Consider the following 21303-nt stretch of genomic DNA (forward strand, 5'->3'; position numbering starts at 1 on the left):
ATTTCCGCCCTTAGGCTGCCGGCATTTCGCCGGCAGCCGAGGGCAATAACCAGAAAAGGAGCCATCAATGGCTAGCAACGAAGAAATCCTGGCCGGCCTGGCTGAAATCGTCAACGAAGAGACCGGCCTGGCCACGGAGGCTGTCGAAATGGACAAGTCCTTCACCGAGGACCTGGACATCGACTCCATCTCGATGATGACGATCGTGGTCAACGCCGAAGAGAAGTTCGGCGTCCGCATCCCGGACGAAGAGGTCAAGAACCTCAAGACCGTCGGCGACGCCGTCAGCTTCATCTCCAACGCCCAGGCCTAGTCTGGCTTCCGCCGGCAACGGCGGACCCCGGTGCCGGTCCGGGCGCTGCAGCAGCGCCCGGACCGGACCACCAGCAATAGAACGACCCCAACGTTTTCCCCTCGCAGGCCCCGGCCATCCCCTTCGCGGTTCCGGATACGGCAGGCGCACCGACAGAGAGTGATCCCATGGCACGCAAAGTAGTCATTACCGGTCTGGGTGCCACCACACCCATCGGCGGCGATGTCCCCACAATGTGGAAGAACGCGCTCAAGGGCGTCTCCGGCGCGCACACGCTTGAAGACGACTGGGTGGCCAAGTACGAGCTGCCTGTCCACTTCGCCGCACGCGCCTCCACCCCTGCCCTGGACGTCCTGACCCGGGTCGAGGCCAAGCGCATGGACCCGTCCACCCAGTTCGCCGTGGTCGCATCCCGCGAGGCGTGGGCAGACTCCGGCATCACCGAAATCGACCACGACCGCCTGGCAGTTGCCTTCGCGACCGGCATCGGCGGCGTCTGGACGCTGCTGGATGCCTGGGACACCCTGCGCGAAAAGGGTCCCCGCCGCGTCCTGCCCATGACCGTGCCCATGCTGATGCCCAACGGCCCCGCCGCGGCGGTCAGCCTGGACCTGGGCGCCCGCGCCGGCGCCCACACCCCCGTCTCCGCTTGCGCGTCCGGCACCGAGGCCGTGCACGTGGGCCTGGACCTGATCCGCGCCGGCAAGGCCGACGTCGTCGTCTGCGGCGGCGCCGAAGCCGCCATCCACCCGATGCCGATCGCCGCCTTTGCCTCCATGCAGGCCCTCTCGCGCCGCAACGACGATCCCGAGCACGCCTCACGCCCCTACGACCTTGACCGCGACGGCTTCGTCATGGGCGAAGGCGCCGGTGCCCTGGTGCTCGAGGCCGAGGAACACGCTCTGGCCCGCGGCGCCCGGATCTACGCCGAGCTGGCCGGCACGTCGGTCACCGCCGACGCCTACCACATCACCGCCCCGGACCCCCAGGGCCTGGGCGCCACCCGCGCGCTGAAGGCTGCCATGTTCGACGGCCGCATCCAGCCCGAAGACATCGTGCACGTCAACGCGCACGCCACCTCCACCCCGGTCGGCGACAAGCCCGAGTACGCGGCCCTCAAGGCCGCCCTGGGCAAGCACGTGGACTCCGTCGCGGTCTCGGCCACCAAGTCCCAGATGGGGCACCTGCTCGGCGCCTCCGGTGCCGTGGAAGCCGTGCTGACCGTCATGGCCATCTACGACCGCAAGGCGCCCGTGACGATCAACCTCGAGAACCAGGATCCGGAAATCCCGCTCGACGTCGTCACGTCGGCCCGCGACCTGCCGGCCGGCAGCATCGCCGCGCTGAGCAACTCGTTCGGCTTCGGCGGCCACAACGCCGTGATCGCGGTACGCAGCGTGTAGCTGCTCCTGCCCGCTCCCCCGCCCGGAACGCAGATGGCGGCAATGTTCTTCATGAACATTGCCGCCATCGCTCGTTTGGCGCCTAGCTATGGAATTGCTGCGGTGGTGCGCCCGGTGAAGCCCTAGCCGACCTGGTGGAGCCAGCGCACTGGGGCGCCTTCGGCGGCGTGCCGGAACGGCTCGAGTTCCTCGTCCCAGGCCTCGCCCAGGGCGAGCGAGAGCTCGTGGTAGACGGCCGAGGGGTCGCCGGCGCCGGATTCGTAGGCGTAGCGGATGCGGTCCTCTGACACCATGATGTTGCCGTGGACGTCGGTGGTGGCGTGGAAGATCCCCAGCTCCGGGGTGTGCGACCAGCGGCCGCCGTCCACCCCCTGGCTGGGTTCCTCAGTGACTTCATAGCGCAGGTGCGCCCAGCCTCGCAGAGCGGACGCCAATTGAGCCCCCGTGCCCGGCGTTCCGGTCCACGACAGCTCGGCCCGGAACATTCCGGGCGCGGCAGGCTGAGCGGTCCACTCCAGGTCCGTCCGCTTGTCCACGACAGACCCTATGGCCCACTCGACGTGGGGGCACAAGGCAGTCGGGGCCGAGTGAACGAACAACACACCGCGGGTCAGTGCAACAGACATTCCATCCTCCATAGCTGTAGGTACGTCTTCCCCAACGACCTGTGCCTGGATGTCTGTCTGTTGCGCGGATCCGAAATTGTGCCGGCGGTCCCTGCCAGACTACTAATATACAACCGGGTTCAAAGCTGGGACGTGTTGCATTCCAGCTTCAAGTTCAACTTGAAACTTCCCGGGCGTGAGTTTCATTCTGCCCTACCCCTCCTAATTACGCCAGTGCGATTCGGCGCGTCTTTTGCGGCGCGCCGTGCCCCGTTCAGCAGACCTGTAGACGGACCCTGGTCCGCTTGGTGCCGGGCCCGTTTGCGGGCGGAATCCCGGGCAGGAATCCGCGCCGGATTGTGGGCCTCTCCGGCTGCCCGGACGCGCCGCGCCAGCGATCCTCAGGCCCGGGGGTGCGCCTGCTGGTAGCTCTGCCGCAGTCTCTCGACGGACACGTGGGTGTAGATCTGGGTGGTGGCCAGGCTGCTGTGCCCGAGGATTTCCTGCACGGCGCGCAGGTCTGCCCCGCCGTCGAGCAGGTGGGTCGCTGCGGAGTGCCGCAGCGCGTGCGGCCCGGTGGCGGCGGTGTCTCCGAGCCGTTCCAGCATCTCCTTGACCACGCTGCGGACCTGGCGCTGGTCCACCCGTCCGCCGCGCGCGCCCAGGAAGAGCGCCGGGCCGCTGGTCCCGGTTGCGAGGGCCGGCCGGCCGCGGCGGAGCCAGTCGTCGACGGCGAGCGCCGCCGGCAGTCCGTAGGGCACCGTGCGTTCCTTGTTGCCCTTGCCAAGCACCCGGAGGGTCCTGCGGTCCGGGTCGAGGTCGTCGACGTCCATGCCGGCGAGCTCGCCGACCCGGACGCCGGTGGCATAGAGCAGCTCCACCATGGCGCGGTTGCGCAGGGCCAGCGGATCCCCCTCGGCCGAGGCGGATTCGGCGTCGTCGACGAGCCGCCGGACCTGTTGCTGGTGCAGCACGCCGGGCAGGGACTTCTCCCGCTTGGGGGCCTTGAGCCGCAGGGCGGGGTCGGCTTCGATCAGCTCCTCGCGGACAGCCCAGGCGGTGAAGGCCCTGGCGGTAGCGGCGCGGCGGGCCAGGGTGGCGCGGGACTTCCCGGACTCGCTCTGGGCGCCAAGCCAGCGCCGCAGCGTCCCGAGCTCCAGCCCGGCAAGGTCGCGGACCCCCTCGGTTGCGGCGTGCGCCAGCAGGCTTTCGACGTCGGAGAGATAGGCCCGCACTGTATGGGCGGACCGGCCCCGCTCGGCTTCCAGGTAGCGGCCGAAGCGTACGACGGCGATCTGCATATCGCCGTCGGGCGCGGCAGGCGGGGCAGCGGGGGGATCCTGTGTAGACACCCTCTTACTCTGGCAGTATTCCCCCGGCATTCAAGGAGCCGGTCGGCGAGCCGCTTCTTCCCGGTGAAGCCAGCCATCTCAGTCCGCCTTCCCTGAGCGTTTCCAGCCGCCGTGCCGGGATTCGGCCAGCCCCAGCAGCCCGAGCCGGCCAAGGCCTGCGCGGACCGAGTCCGGGCTCAGCCCGGCGACCGTGGCCAGCTTCTCCACCGAGGTGGTGGTCCGCAGCGGCAGGGCATCGAGCAGGATCAGGTCCTCCAGGGTCAGGCCATCGTGGGCCTGGGACCGGTCTGCCTTGTCCGGGGGCATCGCCTCGCCGCTCGGGGAGGCGAGCTCGGCGATCTCCCCGGCATCCGTGACGCACACCGCGCCGCCTTCACGCAGAAGCCGGTGGCAGCCGGCGGAGTTGGCGCTGTGGATGGATCCGGGCACGGCGCCCACGGCCCTGCCCAGGCTTTCGGCATGGTGCGCCGTGTTGAGGGCGCCGGAGCGCCACCGGGCCTCGATGACGACCGTGACGGAGGCCAACGCGGCAATGAGGCGGTTGCGCTGCAGGAAACGGTAGCGGGTGGGGGCGGAGCCGGGCGGGACCTCGGCCAGGACTGCGCCCTGGTCCGCCACCGCCCGGAGCAGGTCCTCATTGCCGGCTGGGTAGAAGCGGTCCACTCCCCCGGCCATGACGGCAATGGTGGGCACACCGCCCGCGCTTCCGGCCAGGGCCGCCCTGTGGGCATGGGCATCAATCCCGTAGGCACCGCCGGAGACGATGGTGAAGCCACGCTGGGCCAGCGAGTAGGCGAGGTCGCCGGTCACCGATGCCCCGTAGCTGGTGCTGTCCCGGGAGCCCACGAGGGCTATGGACCGGGCCGCCGGGGGCAGCTCCTGTTCCACGCCGCGCCACCACAGGCAGAGGGGCTCCTGCAGTCCGAGGTCCGCCAGCTGCCGCGGCCACAGGTCATCCGTGGGAATGATGAGCCGTCCGCCGAGCCGCTGCATGGTGGACAAATCCCGCTCCGGTGCGAGGTCGGGCGCGCGCGGGGCCCAACGCTTCAGCCCCTCGCTGAGGCCGGACCAGCCGCTGCCGGAGCCGCTGTCCGCCAGGATTCCGGTGACCTCCTGTTCGAGCCCGGGACCGGCGGCCAGAGCGCCGCTGGCAATCCGCAGGGCGTCCTGCGCTCCCGCCGCGTGGACCAGTGCCAGCGCCGCCGCGTCCTGCGGCTCGAACAGGCGGGACAGGGCTGCCCGGGCTGTTCGTTCGTCATCGATCATGGTGGTTCCTTTCGCGGGGCTGGGGTGGGCTTCGTCCGGGCCGGCTCAGGGTGAGACCGCGGCGGCCTGGCGGAGACCCAGCGCCTGCCCGATGTCGTCTGCGTCCGGGGCGTCGTGCCGGGACAGGTCCGCAATGGTCCAGGCCAGGCGCAGCACGCGGTCGTAGCCGCGGGCTGTCAGCACTCCGCGCTCCAGCGCGTAGTCCAGGATGCGGGTGGTGGGGGCATCGAGCCGGAGGGCCCCGCGCAGCAGCCGCCCCGGCACCTGCGCGTTGGTTTCCAACCCGAATGGCAGCAGCCGGTCCAGCTGGCGGGTCCGGGCCGCCCGGACCCTTTCCGCGATGCTGGCGGTACCCTCCTCGGCCGCAGGCTGGCCGAAGCCCGCGAGCGAGACCCGCTCGACTTCGAGCTGGATATCGACCCTGTCCAGCAGCGGCCCGGACATCCGGGCCTGGTACCGGCGGCGCATCGTGGGCGTGCAGATGCAGTCCACTCCTTTGCCCGTCGCCTTGCCGCAGGGACAGGGGTTGGCGGCAAGGACCAGCTGGAATCGGGCGGGATAGGCCGCGGACCCGGCCGAGCGGTGGATGACCAGCTCACCGCTTTCCAGCGGCTGCCGCAGGGCGTCCAGGACGCCGCGGTTGTATTCCGGGGCCTCGTCCAGGAAGAGCACGCCGCGGTGCGCACGGGACGCTGCCCCTGGCCGCGGCAGCCCGGACCCGCCACCGATGATGGCCACAGCCGTCGCGGTGTGGTGTGGGTTCTCGTAGGGCGGGCGGCGCAGCAGCTGCACGGAGCCCGACGGCAGCGAACACAGCGAGTGAATGGCGGTCACCTCCATGGCCTCGGTGTCGCCCAGGTCCGGCAGCAGCCCGGGCAGCCGCTCGGCGAGCATCGTTTTCCCGGCGCCTGGCGGTCCGGTCAGCAGCAGGTGGTGGGCACCGGCTGCGGCCACTTCCAGGGCCCTCCGCGCCGCCGCCTGGCCGGAGACATCGCACATGTCCGGCGCCAGGGCGGGACCTGTGCCGGGGTCGGCGTGGTCGGAGTCCTCGGTCTCGGGTTCGAAGTCGAGGGCGAGGTCCTGCGGGTCCGCGCCGCAGTCAAACGCGAGCCGGGCCAGTGTGGCGTAGCCCCGAACTTGCGCGCCGGGGACGAGCTCGGCCTCGGCCACGTTGGCCCGGGCCACGACGACCTCGGGGTAGCCGGCCCGGACCGCGGCCATCACGGCCGGGAGGATGCCGCGCACGGGCCGCAGCCGGCCGTCCAGGCCGAGTTCGGCGATGAAGACCGTGCGGCCGGTGGGCCGGATGTCGTTCGCCGCCAGCAGTACGGCCATGGCGATGGCGAGGTCGAATCCCGAACCGCGTTTGGGCAGGGATGCCGGGATGAGGTTGGCCGTGATCTTCCGGCGGCTCAGTGGGATGCCCGAGTTCTGGGCCGCTGAGCGGATCCGTTCCTTGGCCTCGTTCAGTGAGGCGTCCGGCAGGCCCAGGATCACGAACGCCGGCAGGGTCTGGCCGATGTCGGCTTCGACCTCCACGATGTAGCCGTTGAGGCCCACGAGGGCGACGGAGTAGGTCCGGCCCAGGGCCATCTACCCCACCCCCTTGAGGTGCTCGAGGGCGGGCTCGCCGATGCCGTCGTCGACCACGGCGATCACGTCCACGCGGCACAGCGGCATCCGCAGCCCCTGGGCATGGCACCACGCCGCTGCCAGCCGGTGAAGCCGGGCGAGCTTGTCCGCGCCGACAGCCTCGAAGGGATGGCCGTACGCTAGGGATTTGCGGGTTTTCACCTCGGCGATGACCAGCGCGTCGCCGTCGAGCGCGACAATATCGATCTCGCCCTCGGGGCAGCGCCAGTTCCGCTCCACGATCCGCATGCCGTGGGCCTGAAGGAAATCGGCGGCGAGCTCTTCCCCGCGCCGGCCGAGCACATCCTTAGCTCTCATGCCTCCAGCGTGAAGCGCCGCCGCGGACGAACACAGGGCACACTTCGGCTATGTGGAAAACGTCGCCGGGCTGCAAGCGCACAAGCCTGATGAGACGAGTATCCGCAGCGCGTTCAGCGCTGCCGATCGCATAATCAAGGCAGAACGAAAAGAGCTGCAGGAGGAACAGGAATGAAAGTACTTTTCCTCGATATTGATGGGGTCGTCAACCGCGTGGGTACGAGACAGCGCTATCGCGGCTTCACGGGCATCGATCCTTTCCTGGCGTCCAAGGTCGGCCGGATCATCCTCGACACTGACGCAGCCGTTGTTCTTACGTCCACATGGCGGCATTTCCAAGGCGGCCGTGAAGAAGTCGACCGGCACGTCTACAAGACCTTTGACGTTACTCCGACTGCAGACACAGGTTTTCGTGGCGAGGAGGTGAAGATGTGGCTGGACCGGCATCCGGAAGTCACGCGGTATGCCATCGTCGACGATGACACTGACTTCTATGCCGATCAGCCCTTGTTCAAAACGAGCTGGCAAACGGGAATCACCGACGAGGTTGCGCAGCAGGTAACCGAATTTCTAAACAGAGGAGATACCCCATGAGTGAACAGCTACCACGTTGGGAAACTTCGCCGAAGCGCCTGCCGAAGGCCCGGGATCCGGGCGGATCCCGGCAGGCCCTACCGGCGATCAAATCCGTGGCGGCATTGACAGGACGTGTTGAGGCGATTGTCAGGCAACGAAACGTAGCCAATGTCCGCACGGCCCACCTAGGCTCTTTCCCAACCCCCTCGAATTCCGCGGGGCGCCCGTATTCTCTCCTGAGGATCGGCCGAAGGATCGGCGTATGGAATATCGAGCGGCCCAACCGCTGGAGACGCAGCAGCTTACGGAACCGGGTCCGCCCGGCGGGCAGGCTGGCCCCGGCTGGCCCCCACCAGCGCGGCTTGAGCCCGTGCCCCCAGCAGCGCGGCTTGAGCCCGTGCCCCCACCAGCGCGGCTTGAGCCCGGGTACGGCCCCGCGCCCGGACCTAAGCCTGAGCCTGAGCAGCCGGCGGCAAAACGCACGCACCGGCTGCGGCGGCTCCTCGCAAGGGTCTTCAAGCTCGTCCTCGCCATGGTGGTCATCACAGAGCTGGCCGCCGTCTCCTTCATCTGGTTCGCTCCCCCGCGTACTGCCTTCATGCTGCAGACCGGCGGCCCAATCGCCTACCAGTACGTATCCCTGAACCACGTCAGCCGCTATGTCATTGCCGCGGCCGTCGCCCACGAGGACCAACAGCTGGGAACACGTGTGGGCGCGTTCTCCGTTGATGATTTCCGGGACAGGGCCGTCGCCTACCTGCAGGGCAAGGATGACCCGAGCGGGTCCACGGTCCCGCAACAGCTCGTGAAGAACATCTTCCTGTGGCCTGACCCGAATGCCCTGAGGAAGGGCCTGGAGGCGGGCCTCGCGACCGAGTTCAGCCTCACGCTGACCCCGCAACGGATCATGGAGCTTTATCTGAACTACGCGCAGTTCGGTCCAAACCTGTACGGAATCTGTGCGGCGAGCTGGTACTACTTCGACGAACCGCCGTGGAACATGTCCGAGTACCAGGCCGCGCAATTGATGGGGGTTCTGCCACTGCCCACCCTCGTCACCCGCGCGGCGGAAGGCGGCATCTATCTGGGCCCGGGTGTCCACCCCAAAGTGTGGGACTACGTCAACGGTGCGGCCAACGTGTGGGTCCCCCTGCAGATCGAAGGGCTCGGCGGATGGAAGGCGGCCGTCGCAACCATCGGCGTCGGCGACACAGCGGCCGACCACGCCGCCGAGCGGGGAGCCGCAACCCCGGATGGCTGCGTTTCGTATCCGGAGAGCGTGCTGGACCTGCTGCGGCAGCAGGGCATTGCCCTGGACAGCAACGGGAACCCTGCGCCGCCCAGGGGTTAAGAATCGTGGATCAGTTGCCCAGGTCCTCGACCTTGGGCAGGGCGAGTTCCTCGCTGCGCGGCAGTTCCTCGACGTTGACGTCCTTGAACGTGATGACGCGGACGCTCTTGACGAACCGGGCGGAGCGGTAGACGTCCCATACCCAGGCGTCCTGCAGGGTCAGGTCGAAGTAGACCTCGCCGTCGGCGCTGCGGGCCTGCAGGTCAACGTGGTTGGCAAGGTAGAAACGCCGTTCGGTCTCGACCACATAGCTGAACAGCCCGACGACGTCGCGGTATTCGCGGTAGAGCTGTAGCTCCATGTCGGTCTCATAGTTTTCAAGGTCCTCGGCACTCATGGTTCCATCTTGCACCATCCGGCGCCGGCCGCGCGCCACACGACGTGCCGGCCGCGCGCCACCGGCGGGCGGCACCCCCACGCCGGAGCGGCTAGAGCAGCTGCCAGCTGACCCGGTGGTACGGCGTGGGACCGCCGGCCCGGAGCGCTTCCTTGTGCGCTGCGGTGCCGTAGCCCTTGTTCACGTCCCAGCCGTACGCCGGGTATTGGGTGTGCAGCTCGCACATCATCGCATCGCGCTCGACCTTCGCGATGATGCTGGCCGCGGCGACGCTGAGGCACTGCATGTCGGCTTTGACCAGTGTGTGCACCGGGGCGTCGCAGCCGGGTTCGGCGGGGGCATCGTCAAACAAGGAGGGCTGCAGATCCGGCGAGAGCCAGTTGTGGCTGCCGTCCAGCAGGACAACCTCGGGCCTGACACCGGCGGCGAGCACGGCAAACCAGGCCCGGTTCCCGGCAAGCCGGAGCGCTGCGATGATCCCGAGTTCGTCGATCTCGGTCGCGGACGCATGCCCTACGGCGGAGGCGACGCTCCAGTCCCGGACCAGCGGCACCAGCCGCTCCCGGTCCGCGACCTTGAGGAGCTTGCTGTCCCGGACATCGGCCAGGAGTTTCTGCTGCTGCAGGTCCACGACGGCGATCCCCACGCTGACGGGACCGGCGAGGGCGCCGCGGCCGACCTCGTCGATGCCCGCGAGGAGCCGTGCGCCGGAGCTGCGGAAGCGGCGTTCGTAGTCGAGGGTGGGGGCTGCTGACATGACGGGCGGCTTACTTCCCGGCCGGGGCGGGCACGCTGCGGAAGACGTCCGGGTAGTTGTCCAGGGCCGACATCCGGTTCAGCGGCCACGCGATGACGGCGGCCTTGCCTTCTATGTCGGATTCGTTGACGAAGCCGCCGTTGGCGTCCATATGGGCGCGGGAATCCGCGGAGTGGTTGCGGTTGTCGCCCATGACCCAGACCTTCCCCGCGGGCACGACGACGTCGAAGTCGCGGACCTGGGGAATCTCCGCGGAATTGATGTATTTCTCGTCCAGCGGCACGCCGTTGACGGTGAGCTGTCCGCCGGCGTCGCAGCAGACCACGTGGTCGCCCGGGAGCCCGATGACGCGCTTGACCAGGTGCTGTTCGGAGTTGTCCGGCAGCAAACCGACGAACGTCAGCCCGTCCTGCACCCAGGTAAACGGGCCCTTCGTCTTCTCGGCCGCGGGGGCGAGCCAGCCCTGGCTGTCCCGGAACACCACTACGTCCCCGCGCTGGAGCGCCATGGGCTCGGGCACGAGGAGGTTCACGAAGATGCGGTCGTTCACATCGAGGGTGTTGACCATGGATTCGGACGGGATGTAGAAGGCCCGGAACAGGAAGGTCTTGATCAGGAAGGACAGCACGATCGCCACGATGACCACCGTGGCGACCTCCTTCAGCCACAGGAAGAGCGGGCTGCGCCCTTCACGGGCCTTGGCCTTCCTGGCCCGGCGGGACGTCGGGCCGGCGTGGGCGGGGCCGTCGGCCCGGTCCCGCTCCGCCCCCTCGGCCCCGGCCCGGTCCGTCCTGGCAGCCTCCGTCCGCGCACCACGGATACGGTCAGCCTCGCTCCCGTCAGCGCGCTGCGCTCCGGCGCTGTCGTCCTGCAACGCCGACGCAGAAGCCGACGCCGGAGCCGGAGCCGGCGCACCAGCCGGTGGATCCGCCGGGTCGTCCGCCGGGATCGCCGAGGCGGTAACCCGGGGTCGGTCCTGGCCCTGCGGATCAGGAGTGCGCGGTTCGGTCTCGGGCATCTACTGTCCGTTCGTCGTCGTCGTTGTCGCAGCCGGTTCGGGCCGCGCTACTGCTGCAAATCTATCAAGCGGCCAGATGATCTGTACCGGCCGGCCAATGACGCGTTCCAGCGGCACCATGCCCCCGCCGGGGGCGCCCAGCAGGCTCCGGGAATCGGCCGACACGGAGCGGTGGTCGCCCATGAGCCAGAGCCGCCCGGCGGGCACCTGGACGGCGAACTTCACGTCGCTCGGAGTGTCCCCCGGATACACATACGGTTCCGCAACTTGCTGGCCGTTGACTGTGAGCCGGCCGCCGGCATCGCAGCAGACCACGCGGTCGCCGGGCAGTCCGATGACGCGCTTGACATACGTGGTGTCGCTGCCTGCCAGGCCAAGCCACCGTCCGGCTTCGGCGAGGGCATCCACCACGGGGCCGTTGCCGCTGTTGAGCGGGGCGAAGGAGCCGCGCCCGTCAAAGACGACGACGTCGCCCCGGCCCAGGGGCTCAGCCTGGAAGCCGGCCCGCGCCACCACGATCCGGTCCCCCGTGTGCAGGAGCGGCTCCATGGAGGCGGACGGGATGAAGAAGATGTCCACCCACAGGGAGCGGACTACGGCACTGATGGCCACGGCGAGCACCAGGGCCAGCAACGCAAAACGCCAGCCCGGTTTCCTGGGCTGGCGTTTTGGCTGTTCCATGTTCCGTATCCCCTGGCGCTGTCGTGAACTAATGTGCGCTGTTGCGGATAGCTCCGGCGCCGCACTAGCTGACGCACCGGGTACGGTCCGTGGATCCGCGGTGAAAGACTGCGTTGGAAGTCTGGGAAGACTTACTTGGCGGTCTGGAAGTCGCGCTTTTCCTTGATCTTCGCGGCCTTACCACGCAGGTTACGCATGTAGTAAAGCTTGGCGCGGCGCACGTCACCCTTGGAGACGAGCTCGACCTTGTCGATGATCGGGGAGTGCACCGGGAAGGTACGCTCTACGCCGACACCGAAGGAGACCTTGCGGACGGTGAAGGTTTCGCGGACGCCATCGCCCTGGCGGCCAAGGACGAAGCCCTGGAAGACCTGGACGCGGGAGTTCTTGCCTTCGATGATGTTCACGTGAACCTTGATGGTGTCACCCGCGCGGAACTCGGGAACATCGGTGCGCAGCGAGGCTGCATCTACGGAATCGAGGATATGCATTGATCCACTCCTGGTGAACGCCACAGGTCACTCACGTTGGGTTACGGCGGCCAAGCCCGGTGGCATGCGCCGCCCGGAAATTTCCGCCGAAAGTTTGTCAATCCGGCCCTGTCAGGAGTAGACGGGGCCGGGGTGCCGGGCTGTTGGTAGCGCTCCCCCTGTGGCAGGTTCGCAACCCAGCAGGCACAAGGACTAATTTTGCCACATTTTGTGCGGGTTAGCCCAATCCCGGCGCTTAGGCGTCGGGACGGCGTAGCAGGCGGCCGTCGACGACGTCGTACCCCAGGTCGGAGAAGGCCGTGCGGTCCGCGCGCGGCAGCTTCCCGGCGTCGAACTCCATGAGGAGGTCGGGGCGGCGTTCGGCGGTGCGCCGGTACTGCTCATGCCGGCGCCATTGGGCGATCTTGCCGTGGTTGCCGCTCAGCAGCACGGCCGGGACGTCCCGGTCCCGCCAGCTGGAGGGCTTGGTGTAGACGGGGTACTCGAGCAGCCCGTCCGAGTGGGACTCCTCCACGAGGGACTCGGGGTTGCCGACGACGCCGGGCAGCAGCCGTCCGATGGCTTCGACCATGGCCAGCACGGCGACTTCGCCGCCGTTGAGGACGTAGTCTCCCAGGCTCATCGGGCGCACCGTGAAGTGCTCCGCGGCCCATTCCAGGACCCGTTCGTCGATGCCTTCATAGCGCCCGCATGCGAACACCAGCTGGTCTTCCTCCGCCAGTTCGTGCGCGGTGGCCTGGGTGAAGCGCTCCCCCGCCGGCGACGGGACGATCAGCACGGGTTTGCCGGCAGACCCGGGAGTGCCCGCTGCGCCGGCGTCGGTTGCGTCCCCGGCGTCCTCGGACCGCCCGGCGGCCACGGCGGTGAGGGCCTGCGCCCAGGGTTCGGGCTTCATGACCATGCCGGCGCCGCCGCCGTAGGGGGTGTCATCGACCGTCCGATGCCGGTCGGTGGTGAAGTCCCGCAGGTCATGGACCTTGAGGTCCAGCAGGCCGTCCTGGCGGGCCTTGCCGATCAGGGACAGCTCCAGCGGGGCCAGGTATTCCGGAAAGATGCTGACGACGTCGATTCGCATCTACGCGTTGCCTCCGGCGGCGGTGCCCTGGGCTTCGGGGTCCTGGGTTTCGGGCGCCTGGGTTTCGGGCGCCTCGTCCGTGTTGACCTCGAACAGTCCAGGCGGCGGGGTGACGAGGACGTACTTTTCAGCCACGTTGACCTCAGGCACAATCTGCTCGACGAACGGGATCAGGACTTCCTTGCCGTCGTCCGTGGTGACCACCAGCAGGTCCTGGACCGGCAGCGTGTGCAGCGCCGAGACCTTGCCGACCACGTTGCCGCCCACCCGGACCTCCAGGCCCACGAGCTCGTGCTCGTACCAGCCCTCGTCGTCGTCCTCGGCGCCGATGTCTTCGGTCTCGATGAACAGCTTGGCGCCGCGCAGGGTCTCGGCCTCGTTGCGGGTCTCGATCTCATCGAAGGCCAGCAGCAGGATGTCCTTGTTCCAGCGGGCGCTGAACACCGTCAGCGGCCCGGCCGAGGCGGGTTCCACGATGAACTGCGTGCCGGGGACAAAACGGTCGCCGGGCGCGTCGGTGAGCACCTGGACGGTCACTTCGCCGCGGATGCCGTGGGGCTTGCCGATTCGTGCCACCTGGAGCTGCATCTGTTCCTCTGTTCGGGGTTGGTGATTCTGTGTTCTCTGGTGCGGAAATGCGGGAAAACAGTCCGGCCCCTCCACCATTATCTGGTGAAGGGGCCGGACTCAAGACAAGTAGTGCTGAAAGCGTTACCGGCGGCGGTCGGTGTCGACGACGTCGACCCTGACCGGCTCGCCGTCCGCCAGCGCCGCAACCACAGTGCGCAAAGCACGTGCGGTCCGGCCCTGCCGGCCGATCACCCGTCCGAGGTCGTCCTGATGAACGCGCACCTCGAGGGTTTCCCCGCGGCGGTTGTTCTTCGCACTGACCTTGACGTCCTCGGGGCTGTCAACAATCCCGCGGACCAGGTGTTCGAGCGCTTCTGCCAGCAATTTACTCAGCCTCGGTGGTCTCTGCTTCGGCGGCGTCGGCGGGAGCCTCGGCAGCTTCGTCCTTCTTAGCCTTCTTGGTGATGGCTTCCGGGATGATCACGGAACCCTTTTCCGGGGTAACGAAGGCAGCCTTGGGAGCCTTGGTCTTCAAGGTTCCCTCCTGGCCGGGGAGACCCTTGAACTTCTGCCAGTCACCGGTGATCTTCAGGATCGCGGCGACCTGCTCGGACGGCTGTGCGCCGACGCCGAGCCAGTACTGGGCACGGTCCGTGTCGACCTCGATGTACGAGGGCTCTTCGGTCGGGTGGTACTTGCCGATCTCTTCGATAGCACGGCCATCACGCTTGGAGCGTGAGTCCATGACGACGATGCGGTAGTACGGTGCGCGCATCTTGCCGAAGCGCTTAAGGCGAATCTTTACGGCCACTTTTGTGGTCACTCCTGTTTCTGAAACGGGGTCGAGCCCGGCGTTCTGCACCCGTGGGGCGGGCCGTACTTGGGGGTTCTAAAGGACAAGATCCAGACGCGGAGAGAGGGGCCACGCAGATCGAGTACCTGTTCATTGTGCCAGATCACCGGCAGGATTTCGACTTGACACGGACCCGGCGCACCGGCGCGCGTCCTGGCAGCGGCCTTGGGGGCCGGTCAGGACGTCCAGACGTAGAGGCCGGACTTGGCGGCGGGGTCGACGGCGGCGGCGAGCTCGGCGATCCGGCGGACGTAGCCCCGGGCCTCGTCCGGACCGAAGGGCATGTCCTCTTCGGCGGCCCAGTTGGCGGCGACATCCTCCAGGACGTCGCCCTCCCCTTCCGTTTCATAGCTGAGCAGTTCCGCCAGCGTGCGGACCATTGCCGCCGGGACGCCGAGCAACGAGTCGCTGGCCACGTCAACCATGGCCAGTTCATAGTCCGCGCCCGGGGCGTGCACGGCGACGCCGGCGAGGTCGCCCAGCCGCTCCACCTCGAAGTCACTGATCTCCGGGATGCGGACGGCCCCCTGCGCGGCCGGGGCGCCGCCTTCCAGTGCGCCGGCGCGCTTGAGGGCTTCTTCGTGGGTGGACACAAAGAGTTCGGTGAATCCCATGCAGCTGGTCCTTAGGGTTCGGCGGTCCGCTGACCGCTGTTTTCGACGTCGCTTCAGCCTAGTCGCTTCGGCGCGCGGCGACGCCCCGGCTACTGGACATGCCCTCCGCGACGGGCCGAAGCTCGCCGCCCTTGCGTGTGGACATGCCCTCCCCCGACCGTGAGCAATGGACATATGGCAGGAGTGTCTATTCCCGGCTGCGACCGTTGGACATGTTCCGAACTGTTCCGAAGTCCCGTCAGCGAACAGTGGGCATGTTGTGTGCTGGTACGTGGAAACCCGGCCCTCCCGGCCCCGGCTCCGGCCCCGCCCGCGGACATGCCCTCCCCAGGCCGCGAGCAATGGACATATGACAACTATGTCCATTCCCGGCTGCGACCGGTGGACATGTCCAGCCGTCCCGTAAGCGAACAGTGGACATGCCCTTCGCTGGCCCGGGGAAACCCGGCCCCGCCCGCGGACATGCCCTCCCCTGACCGTGAGCACTGGACATATGGGAGCAGTGTCCATTCCCGGCCACGACCGGTGGACATGCCCGGCCGTCCCGTCGGCGAACAGTGGACATGCCCTTCGCTGGCCCGGGGAAACCCGGGCCCGCCCGCGGGCATGCCCTCCCCCGGCCGTCAGCACTGGACATATGGCAGCTGTGCTCATTCCCGGCCGCGACCAATGGACATGTCCAGCCGTCCCGTCAGCGAACAGTGGGCATGTCCAGCGGGAAGCTGTGCACACTGGGCATGTCCAGCGAACAGCTTGCCTGGGCAGAACTTCTAGCGCACGGCGACGCGGATGCGGTTGCGCCACGGATCTTCGAAGCGCAGCTCGGCGCCGGTGTGGTGGGATTCGACGCCGGCGACCTTGAGCCGGTCGGCCAGGGCCGCGACGTCGTCGCCGGAGGGCACTTCAATGAGGACTTCACCCAGCCCCAGCGTGTCGCGCCGGGGGCCTGCGCCGCGGCTGTTCCACACGTTCATGGCCATGTGGTGGTGGTAGCCGCCGGCCGAGACAAACAGCGCCTGGCCGTGCCAGCCCGCGGTCTTCTCGAAGCCGAGCGTGCCGACATAGAAATCGTGCGCCGACTGGACGTCGCCGACCTGCAGGTGGACGTGCCCGACGCCGGCGGCGGCCTGGCGCTGGCCGGTCACGGACTCCTCGGTCAAGTATTGCTGCAGGTAGCGCTGCGGCGGCAGGGCGAGGCTGTCCATGACGACGTTCTTGCCCTCCCAGGACCACGCCTCCCGCGGCCGGTCCCAGTACAGCTCGATGCCGTTGCCCTCGGGGTCGTTGAAGTAGAACGCCTCGCTGACGAGGTGGTCCGCGCTGCCGGTGAAGGACTGGGGCTCGTACTGGGCCGCGCTGGCAATGGTGGCCGCCAGGGAGTGCTGGTCCTCGAAGAGGAGGGCGGTGTGGAAGAGTCCGGCCTCGCCGCGGGAGGGAAGATTCAGGCCCGGGGCGGGCGCCAGATGGACCAGCGGCTTCTGCTGGCGCCCAAGGTAGAGCCCGCCGTCCTGTTCGGCCACAGTCTCCAGGCCTAGGGCGCGCTGGTAGTAGTCGGTCATGAGCTTCATGTCGCCGACCTTGAGCATCACGGTGCCCATGGTGAGTTCGGCAGGAAGGAGGTCCTGGGTGCTGGCTTCTGCGGTCATTGCAACGCTCCGTGGATTCTGTAGCCACCGGCTTTCGGTGACCCTTGCATAAGACTAAATTACTTGAAGCTTCAATTTATTCCTACCGGATGGGATGACCCCGAAGCACAATGTGCTTTAGTTCCCTGAGCGTGGCCGGATTGCTCCGCGGATCCTCGGCGCAGAGCAGGACATCGGCGCTGGCCCCTTCACCGATGGACTCAGCGCCGAGCCAGGTCCGCGCGGACCAGGCCGCGGCGTCGAGGGCGGCCGCGGCGGGAAGGCCGGCGGCGTGCAGGGCCTGGATCTCGTCGACGATCCTGCCGTGGCTGATCACGCTGCCGGCGTCGGTACCGGCGTAGATCGCCACCCCGGCCTCGTGGGCTTCGAGGATCCGCTCCGCCCGCCGCTCCCACAGCGAGCGCATGTGGGCGGCGTAGCGGGGGAACTTGGCCTCCGCCCGGGCCGCGATGTCCGGGAACGTGGCGATGTTGATCAGGGTGGGCACGATCGGGACGCCCTGTTCGAGGAAGCGCGGCAGATGCCGCGGCAACAGCCCGGTGGCGTGCTCGATGCAGTCGATCCCGGCATCGAGCATGTCATCGAGGGTGTCCTCGGCGAAGCAGTGGGCGGTGACGCGGGCCCCCTCATCATGGGCGGCCTGCACGGCGTCCTTGACCGTCCTGGCGGGAAAGCTGGCGGCGAGATCGCCGGCGTCGCGGTCGATCCAGTCCCCCACGAGCTTGACCCAGCCGTCGCCCGCGCGGGCCTGCTTCCGCACGGCCTCGACAAGATCCTCCGGCTCGACCTCGACGGCCAGGCCCGGCAGGTAGCGCCGGGTCCTGGCGAGGTGCCGGCCGGAGCGGAGGATCCGGGGAAGGTCCGCGCGTTGCTGGAGCCAGCGGGTGTCGTGGACGGCGCCGGCGTCACGGACCAGCAGCGTCCCGGCGTTGCGGTCCGCCAGGGCCTGGGATTCCGCGGTGTCCTCGGTAACGTCCCCGCCCGGGCCGAGGCCGATGTGGCAGTGCGCGTCCACGAGGCCGGGAATGACCCAGCCGTCGAGCACGAGCTCCGGCGCGGCCGCGGGCCGGTGGAAGGTCAACCGGCCCTCCACCGACCACAGCCCGTGGCGGACCTGGTCCGCCGCCGTGAGGATGGGGCCGCTGAACTCGATGATGCTGGTCATGGCCTAAAGCCTAATCCGCATGACAATCCTCGCGCCCAGATCATCGAGTCCCAGCTGCGCTTCGTGGATCCGCAGGGCAGCCAGCGCGGGCCCCGGCCGGGCGACTTCCTCGAACCCGCAGCTCGCGTAAAACGGGGCATTGAACGGAACGGCTGCGAAAGTGCAAAGCGTCATCCAGGGATAGCCACGACTCCGGGCAGCGTCGAGGGCCGCCTCCACCAGGGACCGTCCGATCCCCCGCCTGCCGAAGTCCGGCTGCACGGAGAGTTGCTCCAGATGGGCCTGGCCGCCGAGTGCGTCAACGCGGGCAAAGCCTACGGGCGGAGTTCCGGCGACCAGTATGAACAGCGGCTCGACCGGTGTCGTCAACTCCGGAGCCGGGAGCGCCCGGTTCCCCAGTTCCTTTATCAGGACGCCGTCTGCCGCGGCCTCGATAGCCGGCAGCGCTTGGATATCTTCCGGCGCCGCCATCCTGATGCGGGGCACGGCCTTGGGCGGGGTCACAGTGCCACGCTAACAACGCGGTCCTACCGTCCGCGTCACACTCGACGGCCGGCCGGAGGCGCGTGGTAGCTTCGTCTACGACCACACGGGTGCCCCTGCAGGGGCTGAGATCGGGCTGACGCAGCCTGCGACCGTTGAACCTGTCCGGGTAATGCCGGCGAAGGAAGTGAGTATTTCCGTGAACACCCAACTGACACAGCACAGCCCTGTCCACAACCAGCCTGCGGCCCCCACACAGTCGCTGAAGTCCCACTCGCTGGCCTTTACCACGGACCCGGACCACGGCATCCGTGTCCCGGTGACCGAAATCGCCCTGGAACCCTCGCCGGGTGGCGTCCGGAACCCGCCGTTCCGGGTGTACCGCACGGCAGGACCAGGCAGCGATCCGGTCCGCGGGCTGGAGCCGTTCCGCACGCCCTGGATTGAGGCCAGGGCGGACACCGAACCCTACGCCGGCAGGGAACGGGAGCTGCTCGACGACGGCAAGTCGGCGGTGCGCCGGGGTGCGGCGTCGGCCGAGTGGCGGGGCGGCCGGCCGGTGCCGCGCCGGGCCGTTGAGGGCAGGACCGTCACGCAGATGCGGTACGCCCGGGACGGTGTCATCACCCAGGAAATGCGGTTCGTCGCGCTGCGCGAGAACTGCGATGTGGAGCTGGTGCGCAGCGAGGTGGCCGCGGGCCGGGCGATCATTCCCAACAACGTCAACCACCCCGAATCCGAGCCGATGATCATCGGCAAGGCGTTCCTGGTGAAAATCAACGCCAATATCGGCAATTCCGCCGTGACCAGCTCCATCGCAGAGGAGGTCGACAAACTCCAGTGGGCCACGCAGTGGGGCGCGGACACCGTCATGGACCTCTCCACCGGGGACGACATCCACACCACGCGCGAGTGGATCATCCGCAACTCCCCCGTCCCCATCGGCACGGTCCCGATCTACCAGGCGCTGGAGAAGGTCAACGGCGAGGCGAACGCCCTGACCTGGGAGATCTTCCGGGACACCGTGATCGAGCAGTGCGAGCAGGGCGTGGACTACATGACCATCCACGCCGGGGTCCTGCTGCGGTATGTGCCCCTGACGGCCAACCGGGTCACCGGCATCGTGTCCCGGGGCGGTTCCATCATGGCCGGCTGGTGCCTGGCGCACCATCGGGAGAACTTCCTGTACACCCACTTCGACGAGCTGTGCGAGATCTTCGCGCGGTACGACGTCGCCTTCTCCCTGGGCGACGGGCTGCGGCCGGGCGCGACGGCGGATGCCAACGACGCGGCACAGTTCGCCGAACTGGACACCCTGGCTGAGCTCACGCAGCGGGCCTGGGAATTCGATGTGCAGGTCATGGTGGAGGGTCCCGGGCATGTGCCCTTCCACCTCGTCCGGGAAAACGTGGAGCGCCAGCAGGAACTCTGCAAGGGCGCCCCGTTCTACACACTCGGGCCGCTGGTCACGGATATCGCACCGGGATATGACCACATCACCTCGGCGATCGGCGCCACCGAGATCGCCCGCTACGGCACCGCCATGCTCTGCTACGTCACGCCCAAGGAACACCTCGGGCTGCCGAACAAGGACGACGTGAAGACGGGCGTAATCACCTACAAGATCGCGGCCCATGCCGCGGACCTCGCCAAGGGCCACCCCGGCGCGCACGAACGCGACGATGCCCTGTCCAAGGCAAGGTTCGAGTTCCGCTGGCGGGACCAGTTCGCGCTGTCCCTGGACCCGGTGACGGCAGAGGCCTTCCACGATGAGACGCTTCCCGCCGAGCCGGCCAAGACGGCCCACTTCTGCTCGATGTGCGGTCCGAAGTTCTGCTCCATGCGGATCAGCCAGGACATCCGGGACGAATACGGCACCGGCAACTATGGTGTGGCGGACTCCGCTTCGGCGGATCCTGGTTCGGCGGAACAGCAGGCCGCCCTTTCAGAGAGGGCGGCCGGAATGCGGGCGAAGAGCAACGAGTTCCTCGCCTCGGGCGGCAAGGTCTACCTGCCGCAGCCCTCGGTGGGAGGGCCCGCAGCTTCCTAGGAGGCCCGGGCGTGCTGGCGCCGGCTGACCTCGGCGATGTAGGAGCGGATGGCCCGGTCCCCTTCGGCTGAATCCTGGGGCCGGTGCCCTCCCGGGGCGGTGCGGTGCAGGGCGCCGGTCTCGCGCAGGTAGCCGGCGATTTCCTCGTACAGCGGTTCCCAGCCGCCGGTCAGGACCAGGGTCGGCACGCCCGGCACGATCTGCAGCGGGGCTTCCCAAGGCGGCGCCTGCAGGCGGAGCCGGCGCGCCGCCCGGAGGGCCTCCGGCGTCGTGGCCCCGGGGGCGTCCGCCGCGAACGCGCGGCGGATGAACTCCCGCTGGAAGTCGTCGTCGCTGAGGTTGTGCCGGACGTCGAAGAGCGGCTGCATGAGGGCCCGGTGCGCGGCGGTGGCCGGGAGTTCCGCGGTCAGGGACAAGCAGGCAGGTTCCACCAGGGTCAGCGACTGGACGAGGTCGGGCCGCTCGACGGCGGCCATCATCGCGGCGATCGCGCCCTGCGAGTGGGCCACCACGTGGCCGCCGGCCTCGCCGCGGCCGTCGTCGGCCAGCGATGCGAGCACGATGGCGGCGTCGGCGGCGAAGTTGGATTCGAGCGGTTCGGCGACGGCGTCAAACCCGTGCCGCCGCAGGAACAGGGCGTCGTAGTCCAGCGCCATTCCGTGCTGTTTTGGCCACGCGGCGGCGCCGAAGCTGCCGTCCCCGTGGACGAAGACTACGCGCTGCTTGAACATTGTCTAACCCTATGGC

General features: G+C 68.4%; 25 protein-coding genes and 1 riboswitch. Of the genes, 6 read left to right on the top strand and 19 right to left on the bottom strand.

What is annotated here, in order from left to right; translation table 11 throughout:
• Positions 1-67 precede the first annotated feature (67 nt).
• Together ABH915_RS14725 and fabF are read left to right on the top strand one after the other, a co-directional pair.
• Positions 68-313 carry an acyl carrier protein gene (locus ABH915_RS14725; RefSeq protein WP_079554778.1) on the top strand — a complete coding sequence of 82 codons (246 nt, stop codon included), beginning with the start codon at positions 68-70 and terminating at the stop codon, positions 311-313.
• A 167-nt stretch (positions 314-480) separates the two neighbouring features.
• The gene (fabF, locus tag ABH915_RS14730; RefSeq protein WP_026537070.1) at positions 481-1716 is read left to right on the top strand and encodes a beta-ketoacyl-ACP synthase II; all 1236 of its coding nucleotides are present in this window, start codon (positions 481-483) and stop codon (positions 1714-1716) included.
• A 122-nt stretch (positions 1717-1838) separates the two neighbouring features.
• Here the strand turns inward: fabF and ABH915_RS14735 are convergent, their stop codons facing one another.
• From ABH915_RS14735 to ABH915_RS14755, 5 genes are all read right to left on the bottom strand, one after another.
• A complete protein-coding gene (locus tag ABH915_RS14735) occupies positions 1839-2342 on the bottom strand; it encodes a DUF3145 domain-containing protein (protein ID WP_026266435.1) in 504 nt (167 codons plus the stop codon).
• 380 nt (positions 2343-2722) lie between these two features.
• Positions 2723-3622 carry a tyrosine recombinase XerC gene (locus ABH915_RS14740; protein WP_370125012.1) on the bottom strand — a complete coding sequence of 300 codons (900 nt, stop codon included), beginning with the start codon at positions 3620-3622 and terminating at the stop codon, positions 2723-2725.
• A 129-nt stretch (positions 3623-3751) separates the two neighbouring features.
• Entirely contained in the window at positions 3752-4939 is a 1188-nt protein-coding gene (gene dprA, locus ABH915_RS14745) for a DNA-processing protein DprA (RefSeq protein WP_370122611.1), read from the bottom strand.
• A 45-nt stretch (positions 4940-4984) separates the two neighbouring features.
• Positions 4985-6532 carry a YifB family Mg chelatase-like AAA ATPase gene (locus ABH915_RS14750; protein ID WP_370122614.1) on the bottom strand — a complete coding sequence of 516 codons (1548 nt, stop codon included), beginning with the start codon at positions 6530-6532 and terminating at the stop codon, positions 4985-4987.
• Entirely contained in the window at positions 6533-6889 is a 357-nt protein-coding gene (locus ABH915_RS14755; protein ID WP_026266436.1) for a YraN family protein, read from the bottom strand.
• 52 nt (positions 6890-6941) lie between these two features.
• Here ABH915_RS14755 and ABH915_RS14760 point away from each other — a divergent pair, with 52 nt between their 5' ends.
• From ABH915_RS14760 to ABH915_RS14770, 3 genes are all read left to right on the top strand, one after another.
• The gene (locus tag ABH915_RS14760; protein WP_370122617.1) at positions 6942-7064 is read left to right on the top strand and encodes a hypothetical protein; all 123 of its coding nucleotides are present in this window, start codon (positions 6942-6944) and stop codon (positions 7062-7064) included.
• The gene (locus ABH915_RS14765) at positions 7061-7483 is read left to right on the top strand and encodes an HAD domain-containing protein (protein ID WP_370122620.1); all 423 of its coding nucleotides are present in this window, start codon (positions 7061-7063) and stop codon (positions 7481-7483) included. Before ABH915_RS14760 ends, ABH915_RS14765 begins: the two co-directional genes overlap by 4 nt.
• Before the next feature lie 514 nt (positions 7484-7997).
• The gene (locus ABH915_RS14770) at positions 7998-8816 is read left to right on the top strand and encodes a transglycosylase domain-containing protein (RefSeq protein WP_370122623.1); all 819 of its coding nucleotides are present in this window, start codon (positions 7998-8000) and stop codon (positions 8814-8816) included.
• Positions 8817-8826: 10 nt separating this feature from the next.
• Here ABH915_RS14770 and ABH915_RS14775 read toward each other — a convergent pair whose 3' ends face one another.
• The 13 genes from ABH915_RS14775 to ABH915_RS14835 all read right to left on the bottom strand — a co-directional run bounded on the left by ABH915_RS14775 (position 8827) and on the right by ABH915_RS14835 (position 18527).
• Entirely contained in the window at positions 8827-9153 is a 327-nt protein-coding gene (locus ABH915_RS14775; RefSeq protein WP_018773443.1) for a DUF2469 domain-containing protein, read from the bottom strand.
• A gap of 91 nt (positions 9154-9244) precedes the next feature.
• Positions 9245-9910: a ribonuclease HII gene (locus tag ABH915_RS14780; protein WP_370122627.1), complete on the bottom strand. Its 666-nt coding sequence runs from the start codon at positions 9908-9910 to the stop codon at positions 9245-9247.
• A 10-nt stretch (positions 9911-9920) separates the two neighbouring features.
• A complete protein-coding gene (gene lepB, locus ABH915_RS14785) occupies positions 9921-10928 on the bottom strand; it encodes a signal peptidase I (RefSeq protein ID WP_370122630.1) in 1008 nt (335 codons plus the stop codon).
• Positions 10929-11609 carry a signal peptidase I gene (gene lepB / locus ABH915_RS14790; protein ID WP_370122632.1) on the bottom strand — a complete coding sequence of 227 codons (681 nt, stop codon included), beginning with the start codon at positions 11607-11609 and terminating at the stop codon, positions 10929-10931.
• Positions 11610-11740: 131 nt separating this feature from the next.
• On the bottom strand, positions 11741-12100 hold the full coding sequence (rplS, locus tag ABH915_RS14795; protein WP_018773447.1) for a 50S ribosomal protein L19: 360 nt from the start codon (positions 12098-12100) through the stop codon (positions 11741-11743).
• A 235-nt stretch (positions 12101-12335) separates the two neighbouring features.
• A complete protein-coding gene (gene trmD / locus ABH915_RS14800) occupies positions 12336-13175 on the bottom strand; it encodes a tRNA (guanosine(37)-N1)-methyltransferase TrmD (RefSeq protein WP_370122635.1) in 840 nt (279 codons plus the stop codon).
• Positions 13176-13763 carry a ribosome maturation factor RimM gene (gene rimM / locus ABH915_RS14805; protein ID WP_370122637.1) on the bottom strand — a complete coding sequence of 196 codons (588 nt, stop codon included), beginning with the start codon at positions 13761-13763 and terminating at the stop codon, positions 13176-13178.
• A gap of 123 nt (positions 13764-13886) precedes the next feature.
• On the bottom strand, positions 13887-14129 hold the full coding sequence (locus ABH915_RS14810; RefSeq protein WP_018773450.1) for an RNA-binding protein: 243 nt from the start codon (positions 14127-14129) through the stop codon (positions 13887-13889).
• 1 nt (position 14130) lies between these two features.
• Entirely contained in the window at positions 14131-14556 is a 426-nt protein-coding gene (gene rpsP / locus ABH915_RS14815; protein WP_026266438.1) for a 30S ribosomal protein S16, read from the bottom strand.
• Positions 14557-14774: 218 nt separating this feature from the next.
• The gene (locus ABH915_RS14820) at positions 14775-15212 is read right to left on the bottom strand and encodes a hypothetical protein (protein ID WP_370122640.1); all 438 of its coding nucleotides are present in this window, start codon (positions 15210-15212) and stop codon (positions 14775-14777) included.
• 770 nt (positions 15213-15982) lie between these two features.
• Entirely contained in the window at positions 15983-16858 is an 876-nt protein-coding gene (locus tag ABH915_RS14825) for a VOC family protein (RefSeq protein WP_018773453.1), read from the bottom strand.
• 82 nt (positions 16859-16940) lie between these two features.
• Complete coding sequence (locus ABH915_RS14830) at positions 16941-18023, bottom strand: amidohydrolase family protein (protein ID WP_370122643.1); 1083 nt, start codon at positions 18021-18023, stop codon at positions 16941-16943.
• 3 nt (positions 18024-18026) lie between these two features.
• Positions 18027-18527, bottom strand: a complete 501-nt coding sequence (locus tag ABH915_RS14835) for a GNAT family N-acetyltransferase (RefSeq protein ID WP_370122646.1) — start codon at positions 18525-18527, stop codon at positions 18027-18029.
• Between the two features lie 75 nt (positions 18528-18602).
• Positions 18603-18710: riboswitch (TPP riboswitch) on the top strand.
• Here ABH915_RS14835 and thiC point away from each other — a divergent pair.
• A complete protein-coding gene (gene thiC / locus ABH915_RS14840; protein WP_370122649.1) occupies positions 18706-20556 on the top strand; it encodes a phosphomethylpyrimidine synthase ThiC in 1851 nt (616 codons plus the stop codon). (Overlaps the previous riboswitch by 5 nt.)
• On the opposite strand, the gene ABH915_RS14845 is transcribed toward thiC, so the two are convergent.
• Entirely contained in the window at positions 20553-21287 is a 735-nt protein-coding gene (locus ABH915_RS14845; RefSeq protein WP_018773457.1) for an alpha/beta fold hydrolase, read from the bottom strand. The genes thiC and ABH915_RS14845 overlap by 4 nt on opposite strands.
• Positions 21288-21303: the final 16 nt, after the last annotated feature.

This window comes from Arthrobacter sp. MW3 TE3886 (assembly GCF_041262145.1).
Classification (GTDB): domain Bacteria; phylum Actinomycetota; class Actinomycetes; order Actinomycetales; family Micrococcaceae; genus Arthrobacter.